At 70.2% G+C, this 26,631-nt stretch carries 24 protein-coding genes and 1 riboswitch; of the genes, 4 read left to right on the top strand and 20 right to left on the bottom strand.

Going from position 1 to position 26,631, the window contains the following annotated elements; translation table 11 throughout:
* The first annotated feature begins 10 nt into the window (after nt 1-10).
* On the top strand, nt 11-949 hold the full coding sequence (locus tag ACIBW9_RS17205) for a LysM peptidoglycan-binding domain-containing protein (protein ID WP_398955740.1): 939 nt from the start codon (nt 11-13) through the stop codon (nt 947-949).
* Nucleotides 950-1,510: 561 nt separating this feature from the next.
* Here the strand turns inward: ACIBW9_RS17205 and ACIBW9_RS17200 are convergent.
* Together ACIBW9_RS17200 and ACIBW9_RS17195 are read right to left on the bottom strand one after the other, a co-directional pair.
* On the bottom strand, nt 1,511-1,768 hold the full coding sequence (locus tag ACIBW9_RS17200) for a hypothetical protein (protein ID WP_398955738.1): 258 nt from the start codon (nt 1,766-1,768) through the stop codon (nt 1,511-1,513).
* Nucleotides 1,769-1,817: 49 nt separating this feature from the next.
* The gene (locus ACIBW9_RS17195; RefSeq protein ID WP_398955736.1) at nt 1,818-3,044 is read right to left on the bottom strand and encodes an MBL fold metallo-hydrolase; all 1,227 of its coding nucleotides are present in this window, start codon (nt 3,042-3,044) and stop codon (nt 1,818-1,820) included.
* Nucleotides 3,045-3,331: 287 nt separating this feature from the next.
* Here ACIBW9_RS17195 and ACIBW9_RS17190 point away from each other — a divergent pair, with 287 nt between their 5' ends.
* Both ACIBW9_RS17190 and ACIBW9_RS17185 read left to right on the top strand, forming a co-directional pair.
* The gene (locus tag ACIBW9_RS17190; protein ID WP_398955734.1) at nt 3,332-4,510 is read left to right on the top strand and encodes a Glu/Leu/Phe/Val dehydrogenase dimerization domain-containing protein; all 1,179 of its coding nucleotides are present in this window, start codon (nt 3,332-3,334) and stop codon (nt 4,508-4,510) included.
* 143 nt (nt 4,511-4,653) lie between these two features.
* Nucleotides 4,654-5,274: a TetR/AcrR family transcriptional regulator gene (locus ACIBW9_RS17185; protein WP_398955732.1), complete on the top strand. Its 621-nt coding sequence runs from the start codon at nt 4,654-4,656 to the stop codon at nt 5,272-5,274.
* A gap of 48 nt (nt 5,275-5,322) precedes the next feature.
* Here the strand turns inward: ACIBW9_RS17185 and ACIBW9_RS17180 are convergent, their stop codons facing one another.
* The 3 genes from ACIBW9_RS17180 to ACIBW9_RS17170 all read right to left on the bottom strand — a co-directional run bounded on the left by ACIBW9_RS17180 (nt 5,323) and on the right by ACIBW9_RS17170 (nt 9,857).
* Entirely contained in the window at nt 5,323-6,108 is a 786-nt protein-coding gene (locus tag ACIBW9_RS17180) for an SGNH/GDSL hydrolase family protein (RefSeq protein WP_398956477.1), read from the bottom strand.
* A gap of 300 nt (nt 6,109-6,408) precedes the next feature.
* Nucleotides 6,409-7,308: a peptidoglycan DD-metalloendopeptidase family protein gene (locus ACIBW9_RS17175; RefSeq protein WP_398955730.1), complete on the bottom strand. Its 900-nt coding sequence runs from the start codon at nt 7,306-7,308 to the stop codon at nt 6,409-6,411.
* A 4-nt stretch (nt 7,309-7,312) separates the two neighbouring features.
* Nucleotides 7,313-7,471: riboswitch (cyclic di-AMP (ydaO/yuaA leader) on the bottom strand.
* A gap of 316 nt (nt 7,472-7,787) precedes the next feature.
* Entirely contained in the window at nt 7,788-9,857 is a 2,070-nt protein-coding gene (locus ACIBW9_RS17170; protein ID WP_398955728.1) for an alpha-galactosidase, read from the bottom strand.
* Between the two features lie 170 nt (nt 9,858-10,027).
* On the opposite strand from ACIBW9_RS17170, the gene ACIBW9_RS17165 reads away from it, so the two are divergent.
* Nucleotides 10,028-10,825: a tyrosine-protein phosphatase gene (locus ACIBW9_RS17165; RefSeq protein ID WP_398955725.1), complete on the top strand. Its 798-nt coding sequence runs from the start codon at nt 10,028-10,030 to the stop codon at nt 10,823-10,825.
* A gap of 17 nt (nt 10,826-10,842) precedes the next feature.
* Here ACIBW9_RS17165 and ACIBW9_RS17160 read toward each other — a convergent pair whose 3' ends face one another.
* The 15 genes from ACIBW9_RS17160 to ACIBW9_RS17090 all read right to left on the bottom strand — a co-directional run bounded on the left by ACIBW9_RS17160 (nt 10,843) and on the right by ACIBW9_RS17090 (nt 26,576).
* Nucleotides 10,843-10,953, bottom strand: coding sequence for a DUF6126 family protein (locus tag ACIBW9_RS17160; protein ID WP_398956475.1), 111 nt, complete (start codon nt 10,951-10,953; stop codon nt 10,843-10,845).
* An 11-nt stretch (nt 10,954-10,964) separates the two neighbouring features.
* Nucleotides 10,965-11,570, bottom strand: a complete 606-nt coding sequence (locus ACIBW9_RS17155) for a helix-turn-helix domain-containing protein (RefSeq protein ID WP_398955723.1) — start codon at nt 11,568-11,570, stop codon at nt 10,965-10,967.
* Between the two features lie 67 nt (nt 11,571-11,637).
* On the bottom strand, nt 11,638-13,023 hold the full coding sequence (locus ACIBW9_RS17150; protein WP_398955721.1) for an aspartate aminotransferase family protein: 1,386 nt from the start codon (nt 13,021-13,023) through the stop codon (nt 11,638-11,640).
* On the bottom strand, nt 13,020-14,954 hold the full coding sequence (dxs, locus tag ACIBW9_RS17145) for a 1-deoxy-D-xylulose-5-phosphate synthase (RefSeq protein ID WP_398955719.1): 1,935 nt from the start codon (nt 14,952-14,954) through the stop codon (nt 13,020-13,022). Before dxs ends, ACIBW9_RS17150 begins: the two co-directional genes overlap by 4 nt.
* Nucleotides 14,955-14,981: 27 nt before the next feature.
* Nucleotides 14,982-16,136 (bottom strand): flavodoxin-dependent (E)-4-hydroxy-3-methylbut-2-enyl-diphosphate synthase, encoded by a 1,155-nt coding sequence (gene ispG / locus ACIBW9_RS17140; RefSeq protein ID WP_389078299.1) that lies wholly within the window; start codon nt 16,134-16,136, stop codon nt 14,982-14,984.
* A 4-nt stretch (nt 16,137-16,140) separates the two neighbouring features.
* The gene (hpnH, locus tag ACIBW9_RS17135) at nt 16,141-17,163 is read right to left on the bottom strand and encodes an adenosyl-hopene transferase HpnH (RefSeq protein WP_351468710.1); all 1,023 of its coding nucleotides are present in this window, start codon (nt 17,161-17,163) and stop codon (nt 16,141-16,143) included.
* A 5-nt stretch (nt 17,164-17,168) separates the two neighbouring features.
* A complete protein-coding gene (locus ACIBW9_RS17130; protein WP_398955716.1) occupies nt 17,169-17,810 on the bottom strand; it encodes a 1-hydroxy-2-methyl-2-butenyl 4-diphosphate reductase in 642 nt (213 codons plus the stop codon).
* The gene (gene shc / locus ACIBW9_RS17125) at nt 17,810-19,816 is read right to left on the bottom strand and encodes a squalene--hopene cyclase (protein WP_398955714.1); all 2,007 of its coding nucleotides are present in this window, start codon (nt 19,814-19,816) and stop codon (nt 17,810-17,812) included. Before shc ends, ACIBW9_RS17130 begins: the two co-directional genes overlap by 1 nt.
* Before the next feature lie 116 nt (nt 19,817-19,932).
* Nucleotides 19,933-20,997 carry a polyprenyl synthetase family protein gene (locus tag ACIBW9_RS17120; protein ID WP_351469142.1) on the bottom strand — a complete coding sequence of 355 codons (1,065 nt, stop codon included), beginning with the start codon at nt 20,995-20,997 and terminating at the stop codon, nt 19,933-19,935.
* A 68-nt stretch (nt 20,998-21,065) separates the two neighbouring features.
* Nucleotides 21,066-22,496 carry a hydroxysqualene dehydroxylase HpnE gene (hpnE, locus tag ACIBW9_RS17115; protein WP_398955712.1) on the bottom strand — a complete coding sequence of 477 codons (1,431 nt, stop codon included), beginning with the start codon at nt 22,494-22,496 and terminating at the stop codon, nt 21,066-21,068.
* Complete coding sequence (locus ACIBW9_RS17110) at nt 22,493-22,630, bottom strand: DUF6380 family protein (protein ID WP_398955710.1); 138 nt, start codon at nt 22,628-22,630, stop codon at nt 22,493-22,495. The genes hpnE and ACIBW9_RS17110 overlap by 4 nt, the downstream gene beginning before the upstream one ends.
* On the bottom strand, nt 22,630-23,580 hold the full coding sequence (gene hpnD / locus ACIBW9_RS17105; RefSeq protein WP_398955708.1) for a presqualene diphosphate synthase HpnD: 951 nt from the start codon (nt 23,578-23,580) through the stop codon (nt 22,630-22,632). The genes ACIBW9_RS17110 and hpnD overlap by 1 nt, the downstream gene beginning before the upstream one ends.
* Nucleotides 23,577-24,464, bottom strand: coding sequence for a squalene synthase HpnC (gene hpnC / locus ACIBW9_RS17100; protein WP_398955706.1), 888 nt, complete (start codon nt 24,462-24,464; stop codon nt 23,577-23,579). The genes hpnD and hpnC overlap by 4 nt, the downstream gene beginning before the upstream one ends.
* 401 nt (nt 24,465-24,865) lie before the next feature.
* Nucleotides 24,866-25,654, bottom strand: a complete 789-nt coding sequence (locus ACIBW9_RS17095) for an ABC transporter ATP-binding protein (protein WP_398955704.1) — start codon at nt 25,652-25,654, stop codon at nt 24,866-24,868.
* Complete coding sequence (locus ACIBW9_RS17090) at nt 25,647-26,576, bottom strand: ABC transporter permease (RefSeq protein ID WP_398955702.1); 930 nt, start codon at nt 26,574-26,576, stop codon at nt 25,647-25,649. Before ACIBW9_RS17090 ends, ACIBW9_RS17095 begins: the two co-directional genes overlap by 8 nt.
* Nucleotides 26,577-26,631: the final 55 nt, after the last annotated feature.

Below are 26,631 nucleotides of genomic sequence, written 5' to 3'. Positions count from 1 at the left end.
CAGCAAACCCATGTCCTTCAACACCGGATCCGGCCGGCACGCCAAGCCACGCCCGGCGCGCATGCGTGCCGCCATGGCCACCTCGGCACTCGCCGCCGCAACCGCCGCGGGCAGCGCCCTCGCCGCAGCCCCAGCGCAGGCCGCCACACCGACCTCGGTCACGGCAACGGCCACGACCACGTACACCGTCAAAGCGGGCGACACCCTGTCCAGCATCGCGCAAAACCAGCACGTGCCCGGCGGTTGGCAGGCGATCGCCCAGGCCAACCACATCGCCAGCCCGTACACCATCTACCCCGGCGAGCACCTCGTGCTTCCGACCGCCTCCAGCGGATCGACGGCGGCGCTGCCCTTCCCCGTCCCGGTCACGGTCGGCAAGGCGACACAGGTCATCACCGTCCAGGCACACGGCTCCTACGCCACCGTCATCGCGTGGCAGAAGAGCGGAACGACCTGGAAGCAGGTCTACTCCACCACCCACGCCCGGGTCGGGGCGAACGGGGTGACCGACGGCGCCACGCGCAAACAGGGCACCGACACCACGCCGACCGGCACGTACACCATCACCCAGGGCTTCGGCGTCGGCGCCAACCCCGGGACGAAGATGCCCTATCACCATGTGGCGTCCGACGACTGGTGGGTCGAGGACCCCTCCTCGCACTACTACAACCAGATGCGCACCTCGGAACAGGGCGGCTTTCCCCTCACCGAGTCAGGCGTGCACGGCAGCGAACACCTCATCAACTACCCCACTCAGTACCACAACGCCCTCGTCATCAACTTCAACTCCAACCCCGCCGTCCCCGGACGCGGCGCCGGGATCTTCCTCCACGACCTCGGTCCGCAGGCCGGCCCCACAGCAGGATGCGTCGCCCTGCCCGCCACAGCCATGACCGAGATAATCCGCTGGATCGATCCCGCCCAGCACCCGGTGATCGCCATTCACTAGCACCCACGGCGGTGACGTACCGCGTCTGGGGGGGGGGGGGGGGGGGGGGGGGGGGGGGCGCCCCCCCCCCCCCCGCCCCCCCCCCCCCCGCGCCGCGCCCCCGCCGGGGGGGGGGGGGGGGGGGGGGGCGGCGCCACCCCCCCCCCCCCCCCCCCACCCCCCCCCCCCCCCCCCCCCCCCCCCCCCCCCCCCCCCCCCCCCCCCCCCCCGGCGCCCCCCGCCGCCCCCCCCCCCCCCCCCCCCCCCCCCCCCCCCCCCCCAGACGGAGCCACATTCCGGACCTGGGAGAGCAGATAAGGATACTGGTCGCAGAGAGCGGGATCCCCGAACTCCCCGAACTCGAAGCTCGCGCCCTCATTGGGCCCGGTCGGCCGCTCACCGAACCACGGAACCTGCGCAACCGCTCCGGTCACGCCACCCGGGTACAACCCGATCATGGACTCAAGCGCGACGTGGACGTGCTCAAGGAGTTCATCGTGACCGCAGTGGAGGCGGCAGGTCGGTTGTCCGGTGTCCACTGGGACGTCGTCAATCTCTGGGCTTATGGCGGCGACGGCGGATTCACGCTGTCCCGGGCGGCGGCTGCATGGAAGCCACCCTGACTGGGAACCGTTCGAGCAGCCGCATCCGGCCACCGTCGAGCCCCACCGGCTCTACCTGCGCAGCACCATGGCGCCCGAAGCTCTCGACCTTTGGCAGGTCGCCCGGGTCGAGGTGTGCACAGACTGCGACGCCCGCGAGCGGTTCCTCCTGCACAGGATCGACGAAAGCAGCAAGCAGATGATATCGATCTGCGGCCGCGATCACGAAATCCCGCATGCCCTCCCCTGACGCTGTCGAACGGCTGGCGACCTCAGCTCGTCCATGATCAGACCTCGCCCACAAGATCGAGATCCTCACGGGTCGTCTTCGAGGCAAGCGCCGGGACGGGCCACTCATGGTCCGGCACGTACCCCACACCCCGCCACCACGGCTCGACGGGCAGCACCCCGGCCGGCTCGAACGGCTGCCCCGGAACAGGAAGCGCAACCGCCTGCCCCACCGCATCAGCGGCGACCTTGGTCCACTCGCCAGGCTCGGCCCACGGATGGAACGCCAGGTTGAACGTCCCCCAGTGGATCGGCAGCAGTACACCGCTGGGCTCGCCTTGCTGCAGGTCAAGGTGCGCTTGGACGCCCTGGACAGGACTCATGTGAATGTCCGGCCACGCGCCCGGCAGCGGCGTGGAATCCGTGTGGTTCTTGGGCCAGAAATCGGAGTAGGCGCCGATCTGGATCATCGTGGCGTCGAAGGGTCCGTGCGCGGCGCCGATGTCCTTGAAGCCCTCGAAGTAGCCGGTGTCGCCGCTGTGGAAGATCCGGTGCTCGTCCCCGGCGACGGACCAGGAGGCCCACAGGGTGTGCTGGGTGTTGCGCAGGCCGCGGCCGCAGAAGTGGCGGGCCGGGGTGGCGGTCAGGGTGAGGCCGCCGACCTTGGTCGCCTCGTGCCAGTCCAGCTCGCGCAGCCGGTCGGCGGAGACGCCCCAGTGTTCGAGGTGGGCGCCGACGCCGAGGGGGACGGCGAACAGCGTGTCCGTGTCGGCCAGCGCCTTGATGGTGGGCAGGTCCAGGTGGTCGTAGTGGTCGTGCGAGATGACGACGACGTCGACCGGGCCGAGCGCGGCGATCGGCAGCGGCGCCGGGTGCAGTCGCTTGGGGCCGACGAAGGAGAAGGGGGAGCAGCGCTCGCCCCACACGGGGTCGAAGAGCACCCGCTGTCCGTCGATCTCGGCGAGCACGCTGGAGTGGCCCATCCAGGTCAGCCGCAGTCCGGTGGCAGGCGGCTTCGCGATGTCGGCGAGCGTGGTGGGGTGCACCGGGATCGTGCCCTTGGGGGCGCGCCGGGGGCGCTCGTCCTTGTCGAAGAAGACCTTCGCCAAGTCCAGCGTGGAGCCTGAGGGCCGGATCCGTGCGGTGCCTCCGGGATTCTGGAAGACCCCGTCCTTGAAGTGCGGTGATCTGCGGATGCGCGCGAGGCGCTCACCGCTCGGGTCCGCGCCGAAGCCCGCGGGCTGCAGCGCGCGGAGCCCGGAGCTCAGGGAACGGAAACCGGACACGGTACCTCCAGATGGGGTCGATGAGGCATTCCATTATGGTCGGCTCCTCCGACAACACCTGGTCGTCCGGGTCGCTGCGGGCTCATTCCAAGGAAAGCCCAAAGGTTGCCCACCTCTTGGTGAACGGCGGACCGTCGGCGTCCATTCCCGTCGCCCGGCCGGCGCCGAGATGATCGATCCGCCCGTTGACAGCGTGTGGCCCCGATTCCGATACTGACTGCCGATTCAGTAAAAGGGGCTTTCGGCACTCTGCCGCCCCCCTTGATCACCAGCCGCGAGGAGCTCGCATGACCGCCCCCCTGATGTCGGTCACCTGGACCGACCACCTCACCGGCCGCCAGGGCTTCCTGGTCGTCGACCGGCTGGTGCGCGGTGTCTCCAGCGGCGGACTGCGCATGCGCGCGGGCTGCACCCTGGACGAGGTGGCCGGGCTCGCGCGCGGGATGACCATGAAGGAGGCGCTGCACTACAACCCCGAGGGCCGGTACGTCCCCCTGGGCGGCGCCAAGGGGGGCATCGACTGCGACCCTCAGGACCCGGGGGCGTACGCGCTCCTGGTGCGCTATCTGCGCGCCATGAAGCCGTACGTCGAAAGCTTCTGGACCACCGGGGAGGACCTCGGTCTCAGCCAGGACCTGGTGGACCGGGCGGTGGCCGAGGCGGGGCTGGTGTCGTCGATCCAGGCCGTGTATCCCCTGCTCGACGACGAGGCGGAGGCGCGGCGGCGACTCGCGGAGGCGTTCGCGATCGAGGTGGACGGCATCGGACTTGACGAGCTGGTCGGCGGGTGCGGGGTCGCCGAGTCGGCGCTCGCGGCCCTCGACCGGGCCGGGGTGGCGTACGCCGGGACGCGGGTGGCCGTGCAGGGGCTGGGCACGATGGGTGGGGCGACGGCGCGTTTCCTGGCGCGCGCCGGGCTCAGCGTCGTCGCCGTTGCCGACATCAAGGGCACGATCGCCAACCCGGCCGGTCTCGACGTCGAGGCGCTGCTCGCCGCTCGGGACGCGTACGGCGCCGTGGACCGGGCGGCCCTGCGCCCCGGCGACCGTGAACTGCCCGGCGACGCCTGGCTGTCGGTGGAGGCCGAGGTGCTCGTGCCCGCGGCGGTCTCGTACGCGATCGACACCGCCGACCAGGAGCGGATCACCGCCCGCTGGATCGTCGAGGCGGCCAACATGCCGGTACTGCCCGAGGCGGAGGAGCTGCTGGCCGCGCGCGGGGTGACCGTGCTGCCCGACGTGGTCGTCAACTCCGGGACCAACGCCTGGTGGTGGTGGACCCTGTTCGGCGACATCGGCCCGGACGCTCAGGAGGCGTTCACCCACACCCGCCGCTCGATGCGCGCCCTGACCGAGCAGATGCTGGCCCGCGCGGAGGCCGACGGGACGACCCCACGAGCGGCCGCCCACGCCATCGTCGCGGACCGGCTGCCGGTGATCGCGGAACGCTTCGGCTGGTACCGGTGACGACGGTCCTGGCAGGTGTGCCGGCCGTCCCGACCGCCCGGGAGACCACAAGCGGGACCACGGCCGTCGCAGCGCACCGTCTCGAACCCGCCAAGTGCCGACCTCGCCCGGCGTCACCAGCGGCGACGGAATAGGGTGACCGCGTGGCGAGAGTGCGGTTGAGTGTGGCCGAGCGGCGCGAGGAGTTGCTGCGGGCCGCCATCGGGCAGATCGAGGCGCGGGGTGTGGCGGCGGTCAGGATCGCCGACGTGGCCTCGGCGCTCGGTGTGAGCAACGCGCTGGTGCTGTACCACTTCTCCACCAAGGAGAAGCTGGTCGCCGCCGCCTTCACCTTCGCGGCCGAGGACGACCTCGCGCAGCTGCGCAAGCTGCTCGGCCGCCGTACGACGGCGCTGCGGCGACTGCGGTCGGCGGTGCGCTGGTACGCGCCGACGGGCCAGGCCAAGGGCTGGCGGCTGTGGATCGAGGGCTGGGCGGTGGCGCTGCGCGAGCCCGCACTGCGGGAGGTCACACGTGACCTCGACAGGCAGTGGAAGGCGGCGATCGCCGAGGTCGTCGCGGAGGGCGTGGCCGCGGGCGAGTTCGACTGCCCGGACCCGCACGGCGCGGCCCTGCGGCTGACCGCCCTGCTGGACGGCCTCGCCGTGCAGCTGACCTCGTACGCAGGTGCGGTGTCGCGGGCGCGGGCGCAGGAGTGGGTGGACGAGGCACTGGCCCGCGAACTGGGGCTGGAGCGGGCGGCGTTGACGGCTTCGGAGCACTGAGCCCCCGCACTCGGCGGAGGCTCAGTGCTCCGGGCCGCTCCACCGCTCTCAGGCCACCGAAGCGATCCGCATCTTGATGTCGTCGGGCGACAGTGCGCCCTTCGCCGTGACGTGGTCCCCGGACGACTCGCCGCGCAGCCGGCGGCCGATCCACGGCACCAGGTACTCGCGCGCCCAGTGCACGTCGTCCCGTCGCACCTCGAGGGTGCCGCGCGGCGGGAGCGGCGGCCAGGGCTGGTCGGGGTCGGCCGGCACCTCGAGGCCGAGGACCTGCCCGGCGCGCAGCGCCACGCGCGTGTGCCCCTCGGGTGAGAGGTGGAGGCGGTCGCCGTCCCACGCCCTGCGGTCCTGGACGCTCTTCAGGGACCACAGGTCGAGGACGGGACAGCCGTACCGGTCGGCGATGGCACGGACATGTCCGTTGTACGTGGCGATCTTGCCGCGCAGATGCTTGAGCACGGGGACGCCTCGGGTGTCGAAGCCGGTGGTCACCATGACCGTGCCGGCGACTTCGGTGAGCCGGGCCACCGCCCGCTCGAAGCGCTCGGCGACCTCGTCGGGGTCGGTGCCGGGACGGATGATGTCGTTGCCGCCCGCACAGAAGGAGACCAGGTCCGGCGCCAGTCCGACGGCCTGTGGTACCTGGTCCTCCACGATCTGGTCGAGCAGTTTGCCGCGCACGGCGAGGTTCGTGTACCTGAAGTCGCCTTCGGGTCGCCGGTCGGCGAGAAGCACCGCGAACCGGTCGGCCCAGCCGACGAACGCCCCGTCGGGGCCGGGGTCGCCGACGCCCTCGGTGAAGCTGTCCCCCACCGCAACGTACGACCCGATCACTGATCTGCTGTCACTCTTCGAATCGTCTGCCACATCGACCATGATTCACCTTCGAATGTGACCTACGCGACCGTAGGAAAGGGTTGACGCGCGGTGAGATAAGCCACTTCTAAAGTGTTCACCAAGCCCGGAATAACCCTCCGACCAGGGATGTTGAGGCGTCAGCGAACCTCCATGCGGTCCGGAAGGCCAAGTGCCCCCTGGTGTACGGCTGCTGGTCGGTGTACGCGCCGAAGGCCGGACCCGGGGATCGGGGTCCGGCCTTCGGCGGCGTGTCAGGCAGGTGGTCGCGAGGCGAGGTCAGCCGACGCCGACGCCCTTGGAGCGGAGGTAGGCGACCGGGTCCACGTCGGAGCCGTAGTCGGGCGTGGTGCGGATCTCGAAGTGCAGGTGCGGGCCGGTCACGTTGCCGGTCGCGCCGGAGAGGCCGAGCTGCTGGCCCTCGGCCACGGTCTGGCCGACCGAGACGGAGATCTGGGACATGTGGCCGTACTGGGCGTAGTAGCCGTCGGCGAGCCTGACGACGACCTGGTTGCCGTAGGCGCCGCCCCAGCCCGCGGAGACGACGGTGCCCGCACCCACGGACTTGATGGAGGTGCCGGTCGGGACGACGAAGTCGACGCCGGTGTGGTACCCGCTGGACCACATGCTGCCGGCCACGTGGTAGCCGGTGCCGATGGTGCCGCCGGTCACCGGGAGGGTGAAGCCGGTGGGGGCGGACTCGGAGGCCTTGCTGACGGCCGCCTTGGTCGCCGACGAGGACGACTTCGAGGCGGACGAGGGCGACGACTCGGTGGTGTCCGTCGTGGCCTTCCGGCCGATCGTCAGCTTCAGGCCCGGGTGGATCAGCGACGGGTCGCCGCCGACGGCCCGGCGGTTGTCCGAGTAGAGCTTGTGCCAGCCACCGGCGACATGCTGCTCCTCGGCGATCTTCGAAAGGTAGTCGCCGGTCCGCACCGAATAGGTCCGCACGCCCGCATTGCCGGCGGCGCTCTTCCGGGTCGCCTTCTTCTCGGCGGCCGGAAGGGACTGGACGGCCTTTTTCGAAACCGTCTGGGAAACGGACTGAGTCGTGGCGGCATGGGCGCCGGTGGCCCCCATGAGCGGGAGAGCGAGTGCGGCGCCACCGGTTCCGGCGACGGCGATGGAGCGGGTGAAGCGCTGGGGCTTCGGACGGCGGTGCTTACCCTTCGCGGGCATGACGAATTCCTCTCCGGCGCCTGCGAGGTGAGCTGTCGGGTTCGGGCTGGAGATGCCCGGCCACGCATGCGACGCGGCTTTACCCCTAGCCGTTCCGGAGACCGGAACAGGCGGTTGTACCTGTGGGTCCCCCGCTCCTGCCGTTCACGGGTGAGTTCTGCGGGCACCGGGCGGCGGCAGGATTGGGCGTCCGTCCGGATTGGTGGCGAACGTAAGCGACCAGGACGCAAAGGAACAAGTGCTGGTTCCCCGGGAATGCGTTTCCATTGCTCCCTCGAGAGAAATCCCGGTGACCCTGCGTGAATTCCCGGGTGATCGTCTCCACCAAACACCCTTGTAACGCACCTGAATTACGTGGACATGACGCGCCACACACCGTCACGGATATGACGCTCCTCACGTGACCCTGCTCCAGCATCCCCAATTCAGGAGCGAGTTGGAATGAAGAGGCCGAAGGGGCGCCAATCCGGACAGAAGGCTCAGATGCGCCGCAGACGGAAAACTGCCGCGTCGAAGTCACCGCGCAGTCCGGTACGCAGTCCGTGATGCAGCAGTACGGCACCGCTGTGGGTTTCACCCGTTTCAGGGCATTCATACGAGGCTGTCGGGTCGAGGCCTTGCAGCCGCAGTGCCGGTACGGGCTCGCCATGACTCTGCGCCTGCAGCCAGGCGAGGACGACCGCCTCGTCACCGCGCACGTACTGCACCGCACTCAGTCCGCCCCGCGGCGGCCGGAGCCGGTAGAGGTCGCCGTGCTGCACCAGCGGCCGGATCTCCTTGTAGAGCGCCACCCATTCGCCGGCCTCGGCGAGCTCCTCCTCGGTCCACCGGGTGAGGTCCCCGCCGACCCCGAGCACGCCGGCCATGGAGCTCACGAACCGGAAGCGCAGCGAGCTGACCCGGCCGTTGAGCTGGGTGTTCGGGCTGTCGGTGACCCAGGCGGCCATCACCCGCGCGGGGTGGATCTGGCTGAAGCCGTGCTGGATGGCGAGCCGGTCGAGCGGGTCGGTGTTGTCGGAGGTCCACACCTGGTCCGTACGGCTCATGATCCCTAGGTCGATCCGGCCACCGCCGCCCGAGCAGGACTCGAAGGCGACATTCGGGTGGGCCGCCCGCAACCGGTCCAACAGGGCGTACAGGGCGCGGACATGATCGACCCAGAGGCGCTGCGGGTAGGGCTCCCCGGGCCAGCCCGCGTCGGTGAAGCAGCGGTTGAAGTCCCACTTCACGTAGTCGATCGGGGCACTGGAGAGCAGCGCGTCGAGCTGCTCCCAGAGGTATTCCTGGACGTCCTCACGGGCCAGGTTCAGTACGAGCTGGTTGCGGAATTCCGTCCGCTTTCGTCCCGGTTGGAACTGCACCCAGTCGGGGTGGGCGCGGTAGAGCTCGCTGTCCGGGTTGACCATCTCGGGCTCGACCCAGATGCCGAACTGCATGCCGAGGGCGTGCACATAGTCCGCGAGGGGCTTGAGGCCGTTCGGGAAGCGGTCCCGGTTGACCGTCCAGTCGCCGAGTCCGGCGCGGTCGCTGGTGCGCTTGCCGAACCAGCCGTCGTCGACCACGAACAGCTCGACGCCGATCGCCGCGGCCCGCCGCGCGAGGGTGCCCTGCTGCTCCTCGGAGATGTCGAACTCGGTGGCCTCCCAGGAGTTGAACAGCACCGGCCGGTCCTGGTCGGCGTCGGGGATGACGTATGCGCGCTGGTAGGCGTGCCAGGCGCGGCTCGCGCCGCCGAAGCCGCCGTCGCTCCACAGGCCGGCGAAGACAGGGGTGGTGTACGACTCCCCCGGCTCCAGGCGCAGCAGCCCGGAGTCGTCGTAGCCGACCCCGCCGGTGATCTGCACGCGCGCGTCCGGGAGTTGCGCCACCGCGATCCGCCAGGAACCCGACCAGCCCAGGGCGCAGCCGTAGACCTCGCCGCGTTCCTCGGTGGCGTCGGTGTCGAGGGCCACCCAGGGCAGGTGCTGGTGTCCGGTGTGGCCGCGGCGGCTGCCGATGATCTTCTCACCGTAGGTGAGAGGCGAGGCGGTCAGCCGGGACTCGGCGGCCCAGCGGCCGTGCAGCTGGGACAGCCGCCACTCCTCGCGATCGGGCAGCGTCCAGGTCGCGGAGTCCGCGCGCAGCAGCTCCAGGGCGGGCCCCTCGTTGTCGAGGGTCACCCAGCGTTCCACGACGTCGTGCCGCATCCGGTAGTGCAGCGTGATCGCGAGCCCGCCGTCCCGGAAGCCCAGCCGGAGGTGGTCGCCCTCCGCCTCGTACTGCTCGAAGCGCCACTCGGTGCCGCGCCGCTCGTCGCTGCGCACGGACAGGGCGGGCCGCACGAAGCGGGGGCCGCCCTCCACCGGGTACTCCTCGCGCCCGTCTAGCGGGGACTCGAAGGGCCAGTAGTCGGGCAGCGGGCGGACGGCGAGTGCCTCGGCGTCGGCGAGCGTGATCCGGGGGCCCCAGTGCAGGTGCAGCAGCTCGTCGTCCCCGGTCAGGTGAACGGCGTAACTGCTGGCCGGCCCCGAGAGGACCCATGTACGGCCGTTGTCTGCGATCTCCAGCATCAAGCCCTCACACATTCGAACAGGTGCGACCAATCCGCAACATCATCAAGGCACGGGAGGCCTGGTCGCAACGCCTGTGGACAACTCATTGCCTCAGGAAGCCATGTCGTATCGTCGGGAGAGCGCCCGACGACGAGCCGCGCCGACCGGGCGGACTGGGAGGAGCCCCCGTGACGCAGCAGATCCCGTCGACCGAACCCGAGCTGGCCGGAGTCCGCAACTTCCGCGATGTGGGAGGACTTCCGACGGTGGACGGGCGGCGGGTGCGCCACGGGGTGCTGTTCCGCAGCGGCCACCTCGCGCACGCGACCGAGGAGGACGCGGAGTTCCTGTCCTCCCTGGGGCTGCACACGATCTTCGACTTCCGCAACGCGGCGGACCACAAGCTGGAGGGCCCGGACGTCGAGCTGCCGGGCGTGCGCAATGTGAACCTCCCCCTGTCGGACCCGGCGGACGGCGCCGGGTTCTGGAAGATGGTCAGGGAGGGCGAGATCGAGCAGCTGCGCGAGCTCCTCGGCGACGGCAAGGCGGCGAACCGCATGATCGTCTCCTATCGCAGGATCATCAAGGAGCGCACCGCCGAGCACGCGCGTGTGCTGCGCTCGCTCGCCGACGACAGTGTGCCCGCCCTGATGCACTGCGCGGCGGGCAAGGACCGCGCGGGTCTGTCCATAGCCGTGACCCTGCTCGCGCTGGGCGTCGAACGCGAGGCGATCGTCGCGGACTACCTGGAGTCGAACGCCAAGCACCGCCGCTACAAGGTGCGCCGCAGCAGCAGCTCCGCCGCGGCCTACTCCCCCGAGGTGATGGAGTTGCTCAGCCCCCTGTTCGAGGCGCGTATCGAGTATCTGGCAGCGGCCTTCGAGACGATCGAGGGGACATGGGGCGACGTCGACACCTATCTGGAGCAGGGCCTGGGGCTCACCCCGGAACTCCGCGGGCTGCTGCGCGAGCGGCTGCTCGACTGATCGCGCGGGCCACCCCGCTACTTCGCCCCCACCTCGAACAGCAGGTAGGCGAAGGCCGCGAAGAGGTGCCCCACGGCGATGTAGATGATCAGGCGCACCCACAGGGCACGAGGGAACTTCTCCTCCATGTTGCTGTTGCTCAAGGCATCTCTCCGGTGATCGGGCCCAGGCACAGCGTGGCCGTCGGGCTCTGCAGCAGGGTGTGCACGAACAGGAGCTCCACGCCGTCGGGATCCTGGGCGGCGAGCCGGTGCGGGGTCAGCGAGTCGAAGTGCGCGCTGTCACCGGGGGCGAGCCGGTGCGTGGTGTCCCCGAGGCGCAGCCGCAGCCGCCCCTTGAGGACGTGCAGCCACTCCTCGCCGGGGTGCACCCGCACGATGTCGCCCTGCGAGCCGTGCGGGACGTGGACCCGCAGGGCCTGCATCCCGCGGCCGGGCGCGCCGGCCTGGAAGTAGGTCCAGCCGCCGGCGGCGGTCGGTTCCATGTCGGCGGCGCGCACCACGGCGTCCCGGTCGGCGACCGTCTCGCCGAGCAGCTCCGACACCGTCGTACCGTAGATGCGCGCGAGGGCCAGCAGCATCGGCAGCGACGGCTGGCGCTGCCCGGTCTCCAGCCGGGAGAGATGGGCCGCCGACAGCCCGGCGGCACGCGCCGCGGCCTCCAGAGTGAGGAAGGCACGGCGGCGCAGCGCGCGCAGCTGGGGTGCGACAGCGGGAAGCTCCGCTTCGGCCTCCTGAGAGCTCATGCCCTCCCTTCAGCCGGAGCTTTGCCCCTGCGGCAAATTTCTTGCCTCAGAGGCAATGCCGCTGGGCCTACCGGTTGGCGACCGCCTGCTTCACCAGCGTCTTGCTGAAGTCCCACATCAGGCCTCCGCCGCTGTGCGCGTCGTCCATCACGGCGGTGAAGGCGTCGACGAAACGGTCAACGTCCTCCTCACCGATGGTCAGCGGCGGGATCAGCTTGATCACCTCCAGGTGGTCGCCGGAGACCTGGGTGAGGATCCGGTGCCGCTGCAGCAGCGGTACCACGACCATCTGCGCGAACAGGCCCTTGCGCGCGGCCTGCAGCATCGTCCAACGGCTGCGCAGCTTCAGTGACTTGGGCCGCCCGAACTCGATACCGATCATCAGGCCGCGGCCGCGGACGTCCGCGAGCAGCTCGTACTTGTCGATCAGGGCGCTGAGCCGGGATTTCAGCTGCTCTCCGGTTGCGCGCGCGTTCGCGACGATCTGCTCGTTCTCCATGACGGACAGCACGGCGAGGCCCGCCGCCATGGCCTGGGCGTTGGACCCGAAGCTGGCCGAGTGGACCAGCACCCGGTCCATCGACGAGTAGACCTTCTTGAAGATCCAGTCCTTGCCGAGGGTGGCGCCGACGGGCACATAGCCGCCCGAGAGGGCCTTGGCCACGCACACCAGATCCGGCTCGACGCCCTCCTCGTGCTGGTGGGCGTAGAAGTCCCCGGTCCTGCCAAGGCCCGTCTGCACCTCGTCGGCGATGAGCAGCGCCTTGTGCTTGCGCAGCAGCTCCTGCGCGGCACGCAGATAGCCGGGCGGGGCCTCGTACACGCCCTTGCCCTGGATCGGTTCGACGATCAGGGCGGCGACGTCGCCTTTCTTCAACTCCCGCGCGAGAGCGTCGAGATCGCCGAGCGGTACGGCCGTGTCGGGCAGCAGCGGGGCGAAGCCGTCGCGGAAGCCGTCCTCGCCGTTGACCGAAAGCGATCCGGTGGTCAGGCCGTGGAAGGCGTGGTCGCAGTACAGGATCCGCGGCTTCCCGGTGGTGTACCGGGCGAACTTCAGCGCGGTCTCCACCGCCTCCGTACCGCTGTTGCCGAAGAACACGCGGTCCAGGTGCGGGCTGTAGGCGAGCAGCTTCTCGGCCAGCAGTCCGGGCAGCGGCTGGCAGTCGAAGCGGGTGAGGTCGGCGAGGGAGGCGTCGAGGACGTCGTGCAGCGCCTTGCGGACGACGGGGTGGTGGCGGCCCAGGCCCATCACCCCGAACCCGGCGAGCATGTCCAGGTAGTCGTTGCCGTCCGCGTCCCAGAAGTGGGCGCCCTCGGCGCGCTCGTAGACCTTGTCGAAGCCGATGGTGTGCAGCATGCGCGGGAGCTGGTGGTTCAGGTACTTCCCGTGCAGCTCGTAGCGCTCGGCTCCGCGCTCGGCCAGGAGTGCGCCGAGGTCGAACTCCTTGGTCATTCAGCCCTCTCCTTGACTGTGCCGTCCAGCTGTTCCTTGACGGCCAGGGTGTCCTCGGCCTCCTTGACGGCGAGGCTCGCGCTGATCCGTCCGGCGACCTCGACGGGCGTGAGGCCGATGTCGGCCAGCACCTCCCCGCGCTTGGCGTGCGCGAGGAACTGCTCCGGGATCCCGAACCGCCGTACCGGCACGTCGACTTCGGCGTCCCCGAGGGCCAGAGCCACCGCGGCGCCGACTCCGGCCGCCCGGCTGTTGTCCTCGACGACGGCCACCAGCCGGTGCTCGGCGGCGAGCCCAGGGAGCGCCGGGTCGACGGGCTTGACCCAGCGCGGGTCGACGACGGTGCACGAGATGCCGCGCGCCTCCAGCAGCTCGGCGGCCTGCAGACACACGGGCGCCATCACGCCGACGGCGACCAGCAGCACCTCGGGGGTGTCCGGGCCGCGGTGCAGGACGTCGAGGCCGCCCACCCGGTCGATCGCCGGGATCTCGGGACCGACCGACTCCTTCGGGAAGCGGACCAGTGTGGGCGCGTCGTCGACGGCGACGGCCTCCCGCAACTGCGCCCGCAATTGGTCGGCGTCGCGCGGCGCGGCGATCCTGAGCCCCGGCACGACCTGGAGGATCGACATGTCCCACATGCCGTTGTGGGACGGCCCGTCGACGCCGGTGACGCCGGCCCGGTCCAGCACGAACGTCACGCCGCAGCGGTGCAGGGCCACATCCATCAGCAGCTGGTCGAAGGCACGGTTGAGGAAGGTGGCGTAGACGGCGACGACCGGGTGCAGCCCGCCGGTCGCGAGGCCCGCCGCGGACACGGCCGCGTGCTGCTCGGCGATGCCGACGTCCCACACCCGGTCGGGGAAGCGGGCGGCGAACTTGCCGAGCCCCACCGGGTGCAGCATGGCCGCCGTGATCGCGACGACGTCCTCCCGCTCCTCGCCGATCGCGACGATCTCGTCGCCGAACACCGAGGTCCAGGAAGGTCCGCCTGCGGGCGCGAGGGGCTCGCAGGTGAGCGGGTCCATCACGCCGACGGTGTGGAAGTGGTCCTCCTCGTGGGCGATGGCGGGCTCATAGCCGCGGCCCTTCTCCGTCAGGCAGTGGATGAGGACCGGTCCGTGGAAGCGCTTGGCGCGCCGCAGCGCCGACTCGACGGCCCCGATGTCGTGCCCGTCGATCGGGCCGACGTACTTCAGGCCGAGGTCCTCGAACATGCCCTGCGGGGCGAAGGCGTCCTTGAAGCCCTTCTTGGCGCCGTGCAGCGATTCGTAGATGGTGTTGCCGACGACCGGCGTGCGCAGCAGGACGTCCTTGCCCCAGGCGAGCACCTTCTCGTAGCCGTCGGTGGTGCGCAGGGTCGCCAGGTGGTTGGCGAGGCCGCCTATGGTCGGCGCGTACGAGCGCTCGTTGTCGTTGACGACGATGATCAGCGGGCGGTCCTTGGCGGCCGCGATGTTGTTCAGCGCCTCCCAGGCCATGCCGCCGGTGAGGGCGCCGTCGCCGATGACCGCGACGACGTGTCCCTTCTCGCCCTGCACCTCGCGGGCCTTGGCGAGTCCGTCGGCCCAGCCGAGCGCCGTGGAGGCGTGGCTGTTCTCCACGATGTCGTGCTCGGACTCCTCACGCGAGGGATAGCCGGACAGGCCGCCCTTTCCGCGCAGCTTGGAGAAGTCCTTACGGCCCGTCAGGATCTTGTGTACATAGCTCTGGTGGCCGGTGTCCCAGACGATGCGGTCGACGGGCGACTCGAAGACCCGGTGCAGCGCGATGGAGAGTTCCACCACCCCCAGGTTGGGCCCGAGGTGCCCGCCGGTCCTGGCCACCGCGTGCACCAGGAACTCTCTGATTTCTTCGGACAGTTCGCGAAGCTCCGTCTCGGACAGCGCCTTCAGGTCGCGTGGTCCCCGGATGTTCTCCAGAATGGTCACGCTCGGGCCCCCTTCGGTCCGTGCTGTTCAGCTCACGGTGACGGCCGGCTCCCCCGACGCGCCGTCCTGTTCCATCTGTTCGGCGATCTTCATCGCTTCCTCGATGAGGGTCTCCACGATCTTCGACTCGGGTACGGTCTTGATGACCTCGCCCTTGACGAAGATCTGCCCCTTGCCGTTGCCGGAGGCGACGCCCAGGTCCGCCTCCCGCGCCTCACCCGGGCCGTTGACCACACAACCCATCACGGCTACCCGCAACGGGACTTCCATGCCCGTCAGTCCGGCCGTGACTTCGTCGGCCAGTTTGTAGACGTCGACCTGGGCACGACCACAGGACGGGCAGGAGACGATCTCCAGCCGGCGCTGCTTGAGGTTCAGCGCCTCCAGGATCTGCAGGCCGACCTTGACCTCCTCGGCGGGCGGGGCGCTGAGCGAGACCCGGATGGTGTCGCCGATGCCCTGCGAGAGCAGCGCCCCGAAGGCGACCGCCGACTTGATCGTGCCCTGGAAGGCGGGCCCTGCCTCCGTCACGCCGAGGTGCAGCGGGTAGTCGCACTGCGCCGCGAGCTGCTTGTACGCCTCGATCATCACGACCGGGTCGTTGTGCTTGACCGAGATCTTGATGTCCCGGAAGCCGTGCTCCTCGAAGAGGGAGGCCTCCCACAGCGCGCTCTCGACGAGCGCCTCCGGAGTCGCCCTGCCGTACTTCTGCAGCAGCCGCCTGTCCAGCGACCCGGCGTTGACCCCGATCCTGATCGGCGTGCCGTGGTCCTTCGCGGCCCGCGCGATCTCCTTCACCTGGTCGTCGAACTTCTTGATGTTGCCGGGGTTCACCCGCACCGCGGCACATCCGGCCTCGATGGCGGCGAACACGTACTTCGGCTGGAAGTGGATGTCCGCGATCACCGGGATCTGCGACTTGCGGGCGATGGTCGCGAGGGCGTCCGCGTCGTCCTGGGTGGGACAGGCGACACGGACGATCTGGCAGCCGGAGGCGGTGAGTTCGGCGATCTGCTGCAGGGTGGCGCCGATGTCCGAGGTACGGGTCGTCGTCATCGACTGCACCGACACCGGAGCGCCGCCCCCGACCGCCACCGGCCCGACATGGATCTGCCGCGACACGCGCCGCTCGGCGATCGGCCGGGCCGGTACCTCGGGGACGCCCAAGGAGATGGCGGTCATCGTGTCACTCCCGGTTTCCGGAGACCGTCTCGCGCATCGCGCGCAGGGACTCCTTCAGGGAGCCCATGGTGGCGAGGACGGCGGTGGGCTCGTAGCCGCAGTGCGCCATGCAGTTGGCGCAGCGCGGGTCCTTGCCGCGGCCGTACTTGTCCCAGTCGGTCTCCTCGATCAGTTCGCGGTACGTCGGCACATACCCGTCGCTCATCAGGTAGCAGGGGCGCTGCCAGCCGAAGAGCGAGTAGTTGGGGATCGCCCAGGCCGTGCACGGGAAGTCGACCTTGCCCTCGAGGAAGTCGAGGAACAGCGGCGAGTGGTTCAGCCGCCACTTGCGGCGGTTGCCGCCCGCGAAGGCCTTCTTGAACAGCTCACGGGTCTGCTCCACACCCAGGAAGTGCTCCTGGTCGGGCGCCTTCTCGTAGGCGTAGGCGGGCGAGATCATCATCTCGTCGACCTTGAGGTCGTCGTTGAGGAAGTTGAGCACCTCGATGACGGTCTGCGGGGTGTCCGTGTTGAAGAAGGTCGAGTTGGTGGTGACCCGGAAGCCGCGCCGCTTGGCCTCCTTGATCGCCTCCACGGCCTCGTCGAACACACCCTCCTTCGCCACCGACTCGTCGTGCCGCTCGCGCAGCCCGTCGATGTGCACGGCGAAGGCGAAATAGGGGGAGGGCTTGAACTTGTCCATCTTCTTGCGCAGCAGCATCGCGTTGGTGCAGAGGAAGACGTACTTCTTCCTCGCCACCAGCTGCCGCACGATCTCATCGATCTGAGGGTGCATCAGGGGCTCGCCGCCCGCGATCGACACCATGGGGGCACCGGACTCGAGCACCGCCCCGACGGCCTGCGCGACCGGCATGCGCTGCTTGAGCACACCCGCCGGATGCTGGATCTTGCCGCAGCCCTCGCACTTCAGATTGCATGCGAAGAGCGGTTCCAGCTCCACGATCAGCGGAAACTTGTCCCGCTTGCGGAGCTTCTGTTCAGCCAAGTACGTAGCGACCTTGATGGACTGACGCAGCGGCATGGCCATCTGGCTCACCTCCTGGGGAGCAGCAAAGAACGGTGCCATTCGAAGAAAGCTGGAAGTACGGCACGAAGGACACGGAAAGCTGATATTCCACCGCGGACCGTGCCGATTCGAACAAGTTCATGTTCAGGAGCGTCCACGACCACCCGCACGGCCGCAACCGGGCGCGGGCCGGTGCGCACGGCGCTCAGAAGCGTCGCCGCGGACTCCATGTCGACCGCGATCGCGCCGGTCGCGAGCAGATCCGACCGCTCGTGACCACGTACCACATGGTCGGAGCCGGTGACGGGGCCGGTGTGGACGGTCCGCCCGGGCACCGCACGCCCGAGCTCCTTGACCAGCAGATCGGCCCCCACGCACGGAACGGTTCCGTCCGGGTCCCGGGTCTCCTCGGCGACGACCAGGTCCCCGGGGTGCATACCGGGGGCGAGCCCCGCGCAGAAGCCGGTGGCCAGTACGGCGGCCCCGCTCCAGGCCGGGTCAGCGAGCATCCGGGTGACGGAGCGCTCGGCCGCCCTGGGCCCCATGCCCGTACGGAGCAGGGTGACGGGCCCGCCGGCCCCGCCGCGGTCGCCGGCGCGCAGGGCGAGGTGCTCGATGCCGAGCGCACAGGCGATCAGCAGCGGGGCCGGGGCGGGCAGGGTGCTCATCAGCCCCCCTCGGCCTCGGCGAGAGGCTTCTTGGAGAAGGGCTCGCCGTTGACGTACCGGCCGAGTGCGGTCAGCGGGAAGACCTGCCGGTAGAGGTGGTAGTTGATCGAGAAGTCCCAGGGGAAGCCGGTCCCGGTGAAGTACGGCTCGTCCCAGGAACCGTCCTCCCGCTGGGTGGCCGCGAGCCACTCCACACCGCGCTCGACGGCCTTGGAGTCCTTCTCCCCCGCGGCCAGCAGCGCCATCAGCGCCCAGGCCGTCTGCGAGGCGGTGGAGGCACCCCGGCCGCTCCACTCCTTGACGTACTTGTAGGAGCGCAGGTCCTCGCCCCAGCCGCCGTCCTCGTTCTGCACCGACTCCAGCCAGGCCACGGCCCGCCGGATCGCCGGGTGCGAGCCGGGGAAGCCCGCCGCGACGAGGGCGGGTACGACCGATCCCGTGCCGTAGACGTAGTTGACGCCCCAGCGCCCGAACCAGGAGCCGTCCGGTTCCTGCTCGGCGAGCAGCCACTCGATGCCGCGCCGGGTACGCGGGTCGTGGGCGAGGCCCTCCACGGCCAGCATCTCCACCACGTGCGCGGTCACGTCCGCGGACGGCGGGTCGATGACCTCGCCGAAGTCGCAGAACGGCAGCCGGTTGGGGAAGGGGCTGGTGTTGTCGACGTCGAAGGCGCCCCACGCCCCGTTCTTCGACTGCATCCCGAGGTTCCAGCGCACACCACGCCCGATCGCCTTCTCCACCCGCTCCGGGTCGTGGTGCTTGACGCGGCGCAGCGCGAGGACGACCTCGGCGGTGTCGTCGATGTCGGGGTAGTTGTCGTTGTGGAACTCGAACGCCCAGCCGCCGGGCGGCAGTTGGGGTCTCCTGACGGCCCAGTCTCCGGGCCGGACGATCTCCTCGCCGAGCATCCAGTCCGCCGCCTTGACCAGCTGCGGATGGTCGGCGGGCACACCCGCGTCCACGAGCGCGATGGTGGCGAGGCAGGTGTCCCACACGGGCGACTGACAGGCCTCGATCATCCGGGCGCCGTCCTCGCGCCACACGGCGAAACGGTCCAGCGAGGCCAGGCCCTCGCGCAGCACCGGATGTTCGAGGTCGTAGCCCAGCAGATACAGGGCGATCACCGAGTACACGGCCGGCGGCTGGATACCGCCCCAGCAGCCGTCGTTCTCCTGCCGCTCGATGATCCAGCGGGCGGCGGAGTTCATGGCCGCCTTGCGCAGTCTGCGCGGGATGACCTTGCGCGCCTGGTGCAGCACCTTGTCCAGGCGCTGGAACGCGCCGTCCCAACTCGCCACCGGGGCAAGGGGCTTGGGCGGGTTCGGGTTGGCCGGGTCGGTGTGCAGCTCGTCGAGCGGGAAGGGCGCGGGCCGCACCGGTCGCTTCGCGGAGACGACCGTCAGCGGGACGATGGTCTGCCGGGCCCAGCACCCGAAGTCGTAGATGTTGAGCGGTACCCACGTGGGGAAGTAGATGAGCTCCGGCGGGAGTTCGGGCAGGTCCTCCCACTTCCACCAGCCGAACAGGGCGAGCCAGATCCGGGTGAAGACCCGGGCCGCGGCGATGCCGCCCTGCTCGCGGATCCAGGCGGAGGCCTTCGCCATGTGCGGGGCGTCCGGCGTGTCGCCCGCCAGCCGCAGGGCGACGTATGCCTCGATGGTGGTGGAGAGTTCTCCCGGTCCGCCGTAGAAGGTGGCCCAGGTGCCGTCCTCGCGCTGCTCGCCGCGGATGAACAGGGCGGCGGCGTGCGCGGTGTCCTCGTCCAGGATGCCCAGGAACTGCCGAAGGAGCAGGTCCTCGGCGTCCATGGTCACATTGGTCTCGAGGTCGCCCTTCCACCAGCCCTCGGGGTCCTGCCGGGACAGCAGGAACTCGGTGGAGCGTCGGACGGCGCGTACGGCGGCATCGCGCGCCCCCGCCGCCACGGGGCTCGTGCTGTCGGTTTCGCTGGCCGCGGCTGCCCGGGGCGGCAGGGCCCCGGTGCTTCCGTCGGTCGTCGCTGTCATGGCTTCCCCTTCGTGCAGTCGTACACATCGTGCTGCTGTGGGTCCGCCGTCGGCCGGTGCTCGTGTTCCCGCGACACCGGCCGGCGACTACGCGAGGGCTATTCGACCGATAGTGATCATCTCTTTCGTACGACGACGAAGTCGGCGAGCGCCGTGAACCGGTCCCGCACCGGGTCGGGCATGTCGATGGCGTGCAGCGCCTGGATGGCGGTGTTGTGCTGACGACGCGCCTCTTCGGCGGTCCACTCGCGGCCGCCCGCCTCCTCGATGAGGGCGGCACGGGAGGCGAACTCCTCCTCGGAGAAGTTCTCGAAGTCGCTGCTCTTGGCGTCGGCGGCGAGGATCTCACCGAGCCGCTCGGAGGCGGATCCGCCCGCCGCGAGCGCCGCCACGACCGGCAGGGACTTCTTGCGCTGGCGCAGGTCGCTCCAGGTCTGCTTGCCGGTGGAGACCGGGTCGCCCCAGATGCCGAGCAGGTCGTCGACGGCCTGGAAGGCGAGGCCCAGGTGGTAGCCGTACTTCTCCAGGGTGTCGGCGGTGCGGTCGTCCGCGCCGCCGAGCACCGCACCGATGGAGGAGGCGCAGGCGAGCAGCGCGCCGGTCTTGTTGCCCTCCATCTCCAGGCACTCCTCGACGCTCACGCGGTCGCGGTGCTCGTAGGAGATGTCCTGCGCCTGGCCGTCGATCAGGGCGCGGGTGGCGGTGGTCAGCCGGCGGGTGGCGCGACCGGCCTCGACGGTGCCGAGTTCCAGCAGGATCTCGTTGGCGAGGGCGAACAGGGCGTCGCCGACGAGGATCGCCTGGGCGGGGCCGTGCACCTTCCAGACGGTGTCGCGGTGGCGGCGCTGCTCGTCGCCGTCCATCAGGTCGTCGTGCAGCAGCGAGAAGTTGTGGACGAGTTCGACGGCCACGGCGCCGGGGATGCCGACCTCGGGTGCGGCGCCGGTGACCTCGGCGGACAGGACCGCGAGTGCGGGGCGCACGGCCTTGCCACCGTCGCCTTCGGCGGGGTTGCCCTCGGCGTCGATCCAGCCGAAGTGGTAGGCGGAAACGGTGTCCATGGGAGGGGCCAGGCGGTCGACGGCCGCCCGCAGTACCGGTGTGGCAAGGGTCCGGCCGCGCTCAAGGAGCGCGGTCACGTCCACTGCGGTCGCTCGATCGGCCGTCTCGGCCGGGGGCACAGTGGGCACAGTCTCTCCTCTTGTTGCGGTACCGGGGGTGCGGGGGCCTGCCGCGTGCTGATCGAGCATCACGCCGCCTCCTCGACGTCGAAGAGGTGACTCGGGCGGGGCCGGCCCAGGGTGGCGAGGGCGGCGTCCGCCGCACTCACTCCACTGCGGACCGCACTCTCCATGGTCGCGGGCCACCCGGTGGCGGTCCACGCTCCGGCCAGGTAGAGGCCGGGGGCTTTGGTACGGGCGCCGGGCCGCAGCCGCCCGACGCCGGGTGTGGGGGCGAACGTCGCCGTGCGCTCCCTGGTCACGAAGAAGTCCTTCACCTGCGCGCCGCGCGTGCCCGGAAGGAGCCGTTCCAACTCGGGCAGATAGCGCTCGCGCAGCACGGCGACCGGTTCGTCGATCTCGTCGTGGGCCGCCGACTGGGACAGGGCGAGGTACTGGCCCTCGCGCAGACCGGAGGCCTCGGTGCGGTCGAAGACCCACTGCACGGGGGTGCCCAGGGCCGCGAAGAACGGCTTGTGCAGCACCTTGCGGTCGTAGACGACATGGACGTTGAGGATCGGCGCGGTGCCGATCCGAAGAAGATTTTCGGGGGCGTCCAGCGCGCCCTGAGGCAGCAGGTCGTGGGCCTCGCGCTGGGGTACGGCGAGCACGACGGCGTCCGCGGTGAGGGTCTCGCCGGGAACCTGAACGCTCCAGCGCCCGTTTTCGTCAGTGAGGATGGAGGTGACGCGTGTACGGACCTCGGTACGGACGCCCGCGGAGTCGAGCGCCTTGCGGGCGAGCCGGTCGTGCAGTTCGCCCAGCGGGACGTGCGCCCATCCGATGTCGGCCGCGCCCGGGTCGGACAGCAGACCGGTCTTGAACACCATTGCGGCGAGCCCCAGCGAGGCGTCGCCCGCGACCGCGTTGAGGGTGGCGACCCCGACCAGGTCCCACAGGGCCTCGACGGCACGCGCCGACTGACCGTGCGCGGTCAGCCAGCTGCCGAAGTCCTGCGTGTCCAGGTCCGGATCGGCGAGGTCGAGCCCCTTGAGCGCGAGCGCGGCCCGGCCCACCTTGGCCCGCTCGGCGAGCGAGAGATGCGGATAGGTGGCGAGGCTGCGCCCCAGGTGCAGGGGCACCGGCAGGGCGTCGCGCCGCAGTCTGCCGAGCCGTCGTCCCTCGGGCTTGTCCACGTCGAGCACGGGCACGTCGAGACGGTCCTGCAGCGGTGCCAGCGCCGTGCCCTCGATACGGTCGAGGAACCAGCGGTAGGCGGTGCAGCAGCGCAGATAGACGTGCTGCCCGTTGTCGACGGTCAGTGCGCCGCGCTGGAAGGAGAAGGCCAGGCCGCCGAGGCGGGGCCTGCCCTCGATCAGGGTGACGCGGACTCCCGCGTCGGCGAGTGCGAGTGCGGCGGTGATCCCGGCCAGCCCGCCGCCGACCACGACGGCGTCCCTTGCGGAACGCCCCGCCGGATCCGCGAGCGGCTCGTCGCCCCGCGTGCCGTCGTCGCTCATCGTGCACCCTCCCCTGCGCGAACGCCGTGGTTGAACGGTTCACGGCCGACCGCTGCAGTCAGGGACGCCGTCCCCGCCCGGAGGGTTGCGTGCCGCTTTTCGTCGGCGACATCACCTTGGCCCTGTTTGTCCATCAGGCGCGCCTCCTGACGGTCCTCCGCGTCACATGCCGGGCGTCCAGCCCGGACAGTCCACGCACGGCGACGTAGGCCTTCTCCCGGCCGGGCAGCGAGACCCGGCCGCGCAGCACGGCCTCCGGGTCGCGCTCGATGCGGTCGAGCAGCCGCCGGTAGATGCCGGCCATGGCGGCGACGCAGGCGCCGCTGCGCCGGTCCAGCATGGGCAGCAGCCGGTAGCCCTCGGCGAAAAGGGCGCGGGCCCGTCGCACTTCGAAGTGCACGAGGCCCGCGAAGTCGGATCCCTCGGGGGGTGTCGGCCCGCTGAACCCGGCCGAGCACCCGAATTTCGCGAGGTCGTCGGAGGGCAGATAGGTGCGGCCGCCCTCGGCGTCCTCGCGGACGTCTCTGAGGATGTTGGTGAGCTGCAGCGCGAGGCCCAGGGTGTCGGCGTACTCCGGCGCACGGTCGGCGCCACGCGCCCCGGGTTCGGTGCCGAACACGCCGAGCGAGAGCCGTCCGATGGCGCCCGCGACGCAGCGGCAGTAGACCTTCAGGTCGTCCCAGGTCTCGTAGGTCTCGCCGCGCACGTCCATCAGCACGCCGTCGATCAGCTCGTCCAGGCCGTCGAGCGGGATCGGGAAGGTCTCGGCGGCATGGGCGAGGGCGACGGCGACCGGGTCGATGTCGTCCTCGGCGACCGACCCCTCACGCACCCGGGTCAGCAGCGCCCGGGTGTCCTCGAGTCTTTCCGCCTTGACCTCGCCGGCCAGTGCGCCGTCGCCGATGTCGTCGACGCGCCGGGAGAACGCGTAGAGCGCCGACATCGCGCGGCGCTTGGGCGTCGGCAGCAGCCTGATGCCGTAGGCGAAGTTACGGGCCTGCTGTCCGGTGACGGTCTCGCAGTAGCTGTAGGCGGCGAGTACCGGTGCGGACACGTGTTGTTCCGACTCCACGGTCCGGATCACCCCTCTCCTCGCAGAGTCACGCCCACCTCGCGCAGCAGCTGGACCTTGCCGGGCTTGGGCGGGCCGGGAAGTACGTCGTATTCCGCGGCGGCGATCGCCTTGACCGCCGCCCTTCCCCCCGCCACGAATCCCGCGAGCAGCAGCTTCAACCTGCCGTGGACGCTACCCACGAGGGGGGCGCCTTCATTCAGGAGATCGCGGGCGCGTTGTGCTTCGTACGCAACCAGTGCGCGCAACGATGCGCCCGCGGTGGGCGTGGCGAGATCCGCCTCCTGGACATGGAAGTGCTTCATGTCCTCGGCGGGCAGGTAGATGCGGTCGCGGCCGAGGTCCTCGGCGACGTCCTGCAGGTGTTCGACGATCTGGAGGGCGGTGCAGATCGCGTCCGAGAGGCGGATGCGTTCGGGCGTCGAGGTGCCGGTGACGGACAGCACCAGGCGGCCGACGGGATTGGCCGACAGCTCGCAGTACGCGAGCAGGTCGTCGTACGTCTCGTAGCGGCTGACGAGCTGGTCCTGGCGATTGGCGGCGATCAGGCCGAGGAAGGGCTCGGGGGTGAGCGAGCAGCGGCGGACCGTGTGCTGGAGGCGGCGCAGCAGGGGGTGGTGCGGGGTCGAGTCGAAGACCCGGTTCAGGTCGGCCTCGAAGGCGTCCAGGAGCAGCAGCCGGTCCTCGGCGTCCTCGGGCGACACGCCGAGCAGACGGGCGTCGGCGCCGCCGGGGGCCAGGTCGCCGTCGCCGATGTCGTCGACCAGACGGGCGAAGCCGTACACGGCCATCAGGTCGGCGCGCCAGGCCCTGGGCAGGAAGAAGGGTGCCACGGGGAAGTTCTCGCCCGCGGCCTTGTCGAGCGTGTCGCGCTCCGGATCAACGGCATGCGACATGCCGGTTCCCGTCACCGGTGACTGCCCGGCGCGGGGACGGCACATGCTGCGTTCAGCTGGGGAGTTTCCGTAGCCATTGCCGTCACATCTCCCGTTCTACACTGCCGACCCAATGCATACTATTTCGGACACGCCGCCCGGCCGTCCGCGCGGCTGTCCCGGCTGGGGGTGTCGCGCCTTATCGCCCCACTTGCCGCGTTTCGGGACCGGTACAGCTTACGTTGTACAACGCAGCGAGGTTCCCTGGGGTGTCCTGCACATCACAACAACACACCGATTGGCGTCAAGATTCCTAAGGCGAGACCGAGTTGACGTTTCCTTTGCAGACGCGGGGCCCCGCCGCAGAGGTTGCGGCAGGGCCCCGCGATCCGTCCTGGCCGATGCGTCCAGGCCCGGATGCACTACTTGCCGGTGAACTTCTCGTACTCCTTGAGAACCTCTTCGGTCGGCCCGTCCATCCGCAGCTCACCGCGTTCCAGCCACAGGACGCGGTCACAGGTGTCGCGGATCGACTTGTTATTGTGGCTGACGAGAAACACCGTGCCGGCCTCCTTGCGCAGCTCACGGATGCGTTCCTCGGAGCGCTTCTGGAACTTGCGGTCACCGGTGGCCAGCGCCTCGTCGATCATCAGGACGTCGTGGTCCTTGGCGGCGGCGATGGAGAAGCGCAGTCGGGCCGCCATGCCGGAGGAGTAGGTGCGCATCGGCAGGGTGATGAAGTCGCCCTTCTCGTTGATGCCCGAGAAGTCGACGATCCCCTGGTAGCGCTCCTTGATCTGCTCGCGGGACATGCCCATGGCGAGCCCGCCCAATATGACGTTCCGCTCGCCGGTCAGGTCGTTCATCAGGGCCGCGTTCACGCCCAGCAGCGAGGGCTGGCCATTGGTGTAGACGCGGCCCTTCTCCGCCGGGAGCAGCCCGGCGATGGCGCGCAGCAGGGTCGACTTGCCGGAGCCGTTGGAGCCGATGAGTCCGATGGCCTCGCCGCGGTAGGCGACGAAGGAGACGCCCTTGACGGCGTGCACCTTGCGCACCCCGCGCTCCTCGCCGCGCTTGATGATGCGGCTGAGGGCGGCGGTGGCGCTGCCCTTGCCGGTCTTGGCGCCGTGCACGCGGTAGACGATGTGGAGCTCGTCGGCGATGACGGTCGGGATCCGCTCGCCGGTCCCCTGGTCGTTCTGCTCAGCCACGGCCGTACCTCTCCTCCGCCTTCCAGAAGTACAGGAACCCGCCGACGGCGAACAGGGCCGCCCAGCCGCCCGCGACCATCCAGACGTGGTCGGGCAGGTTCTCCGAGCCGTAGCCGTCGATGAGCGCGAAGCGCATCAGGTCCATGTAGAGGGCGGCCGGGTTCCACTGCAGGACGTTCGCCAGCCACTGCGGCTTGTCGGCCAGCATGATCGGGATGGAGAACATCACGCCGGACGCGTACATCCACGTCCGCATCACGAACGGCATCAGCTGGGCGAGGTCCGGGGTCTTGGCGCCCGCACGGGCCATGATCAGCGCGAGGCCGGTGTTGAACAGGAACTGCAGGGCCAGCACCACGGGGATCAGCAGCCAGGACAGGTCCGGGATGCTGCCGAAACCGATCGCCACGGCGAACAGCACGATCATCGAGAAGAGCAGCTGCTGGAGCTGCTGCAGCGCGAAGGAGATCGGCAGCGAGGCGCGCGGGAAGTGCAGCGCGCGCACCAGGCCGAGGTTGCCGGAGATCGCCCGCACGCCCGCCATCACCGAGCTCTGCGTGAACGTGAACACGAACACGCCGGTGACCAGGAACGGGATGTAGATGTCGCGCGGCAGTCCGCGGTTGGCCTTGAGGAGCATGCCGAAGATGAAGAAGTACACGGCCGCGTTCAGCAGGGGCGTGGCCACCTGCCACAGCTGGCCCAGCTTCGCCTGGCTGTACTGGGCGGTCAGCTTCGCCCGGGAGAAGGCGAGGATGAAGTGACGCCGGTCCCAGAGCTGGCGGACGTACTCGACAAGGGGGGGCCGGGCGCCGCTCACGGTCAGCCCGTACTTGGCGGCCAGCCGGCTCGCCGGGAGGCCCTCGTCGGGCGACACGGCCGCGCCCAGGGCGACCCTGTCGTCGTGCGTTGTCTCACTCACTGGTGGAAACTTTCGTCTTCGGGGTGCGCAGCCTGTGCGGGCATGCGCAGGAGCC

The organism is Streptomyces sp. NPDC049541, assembly GCF_044465725.1.
Classification (GTDB): domain Bacteria; phylum Actinomycetota; class Actinomycetes; order Streptomycetales; family Streptomycetaceae; genus Streptomyces.
This window is presented reverse-complemented; position numbering and strand designations above follow the sequence as displayed.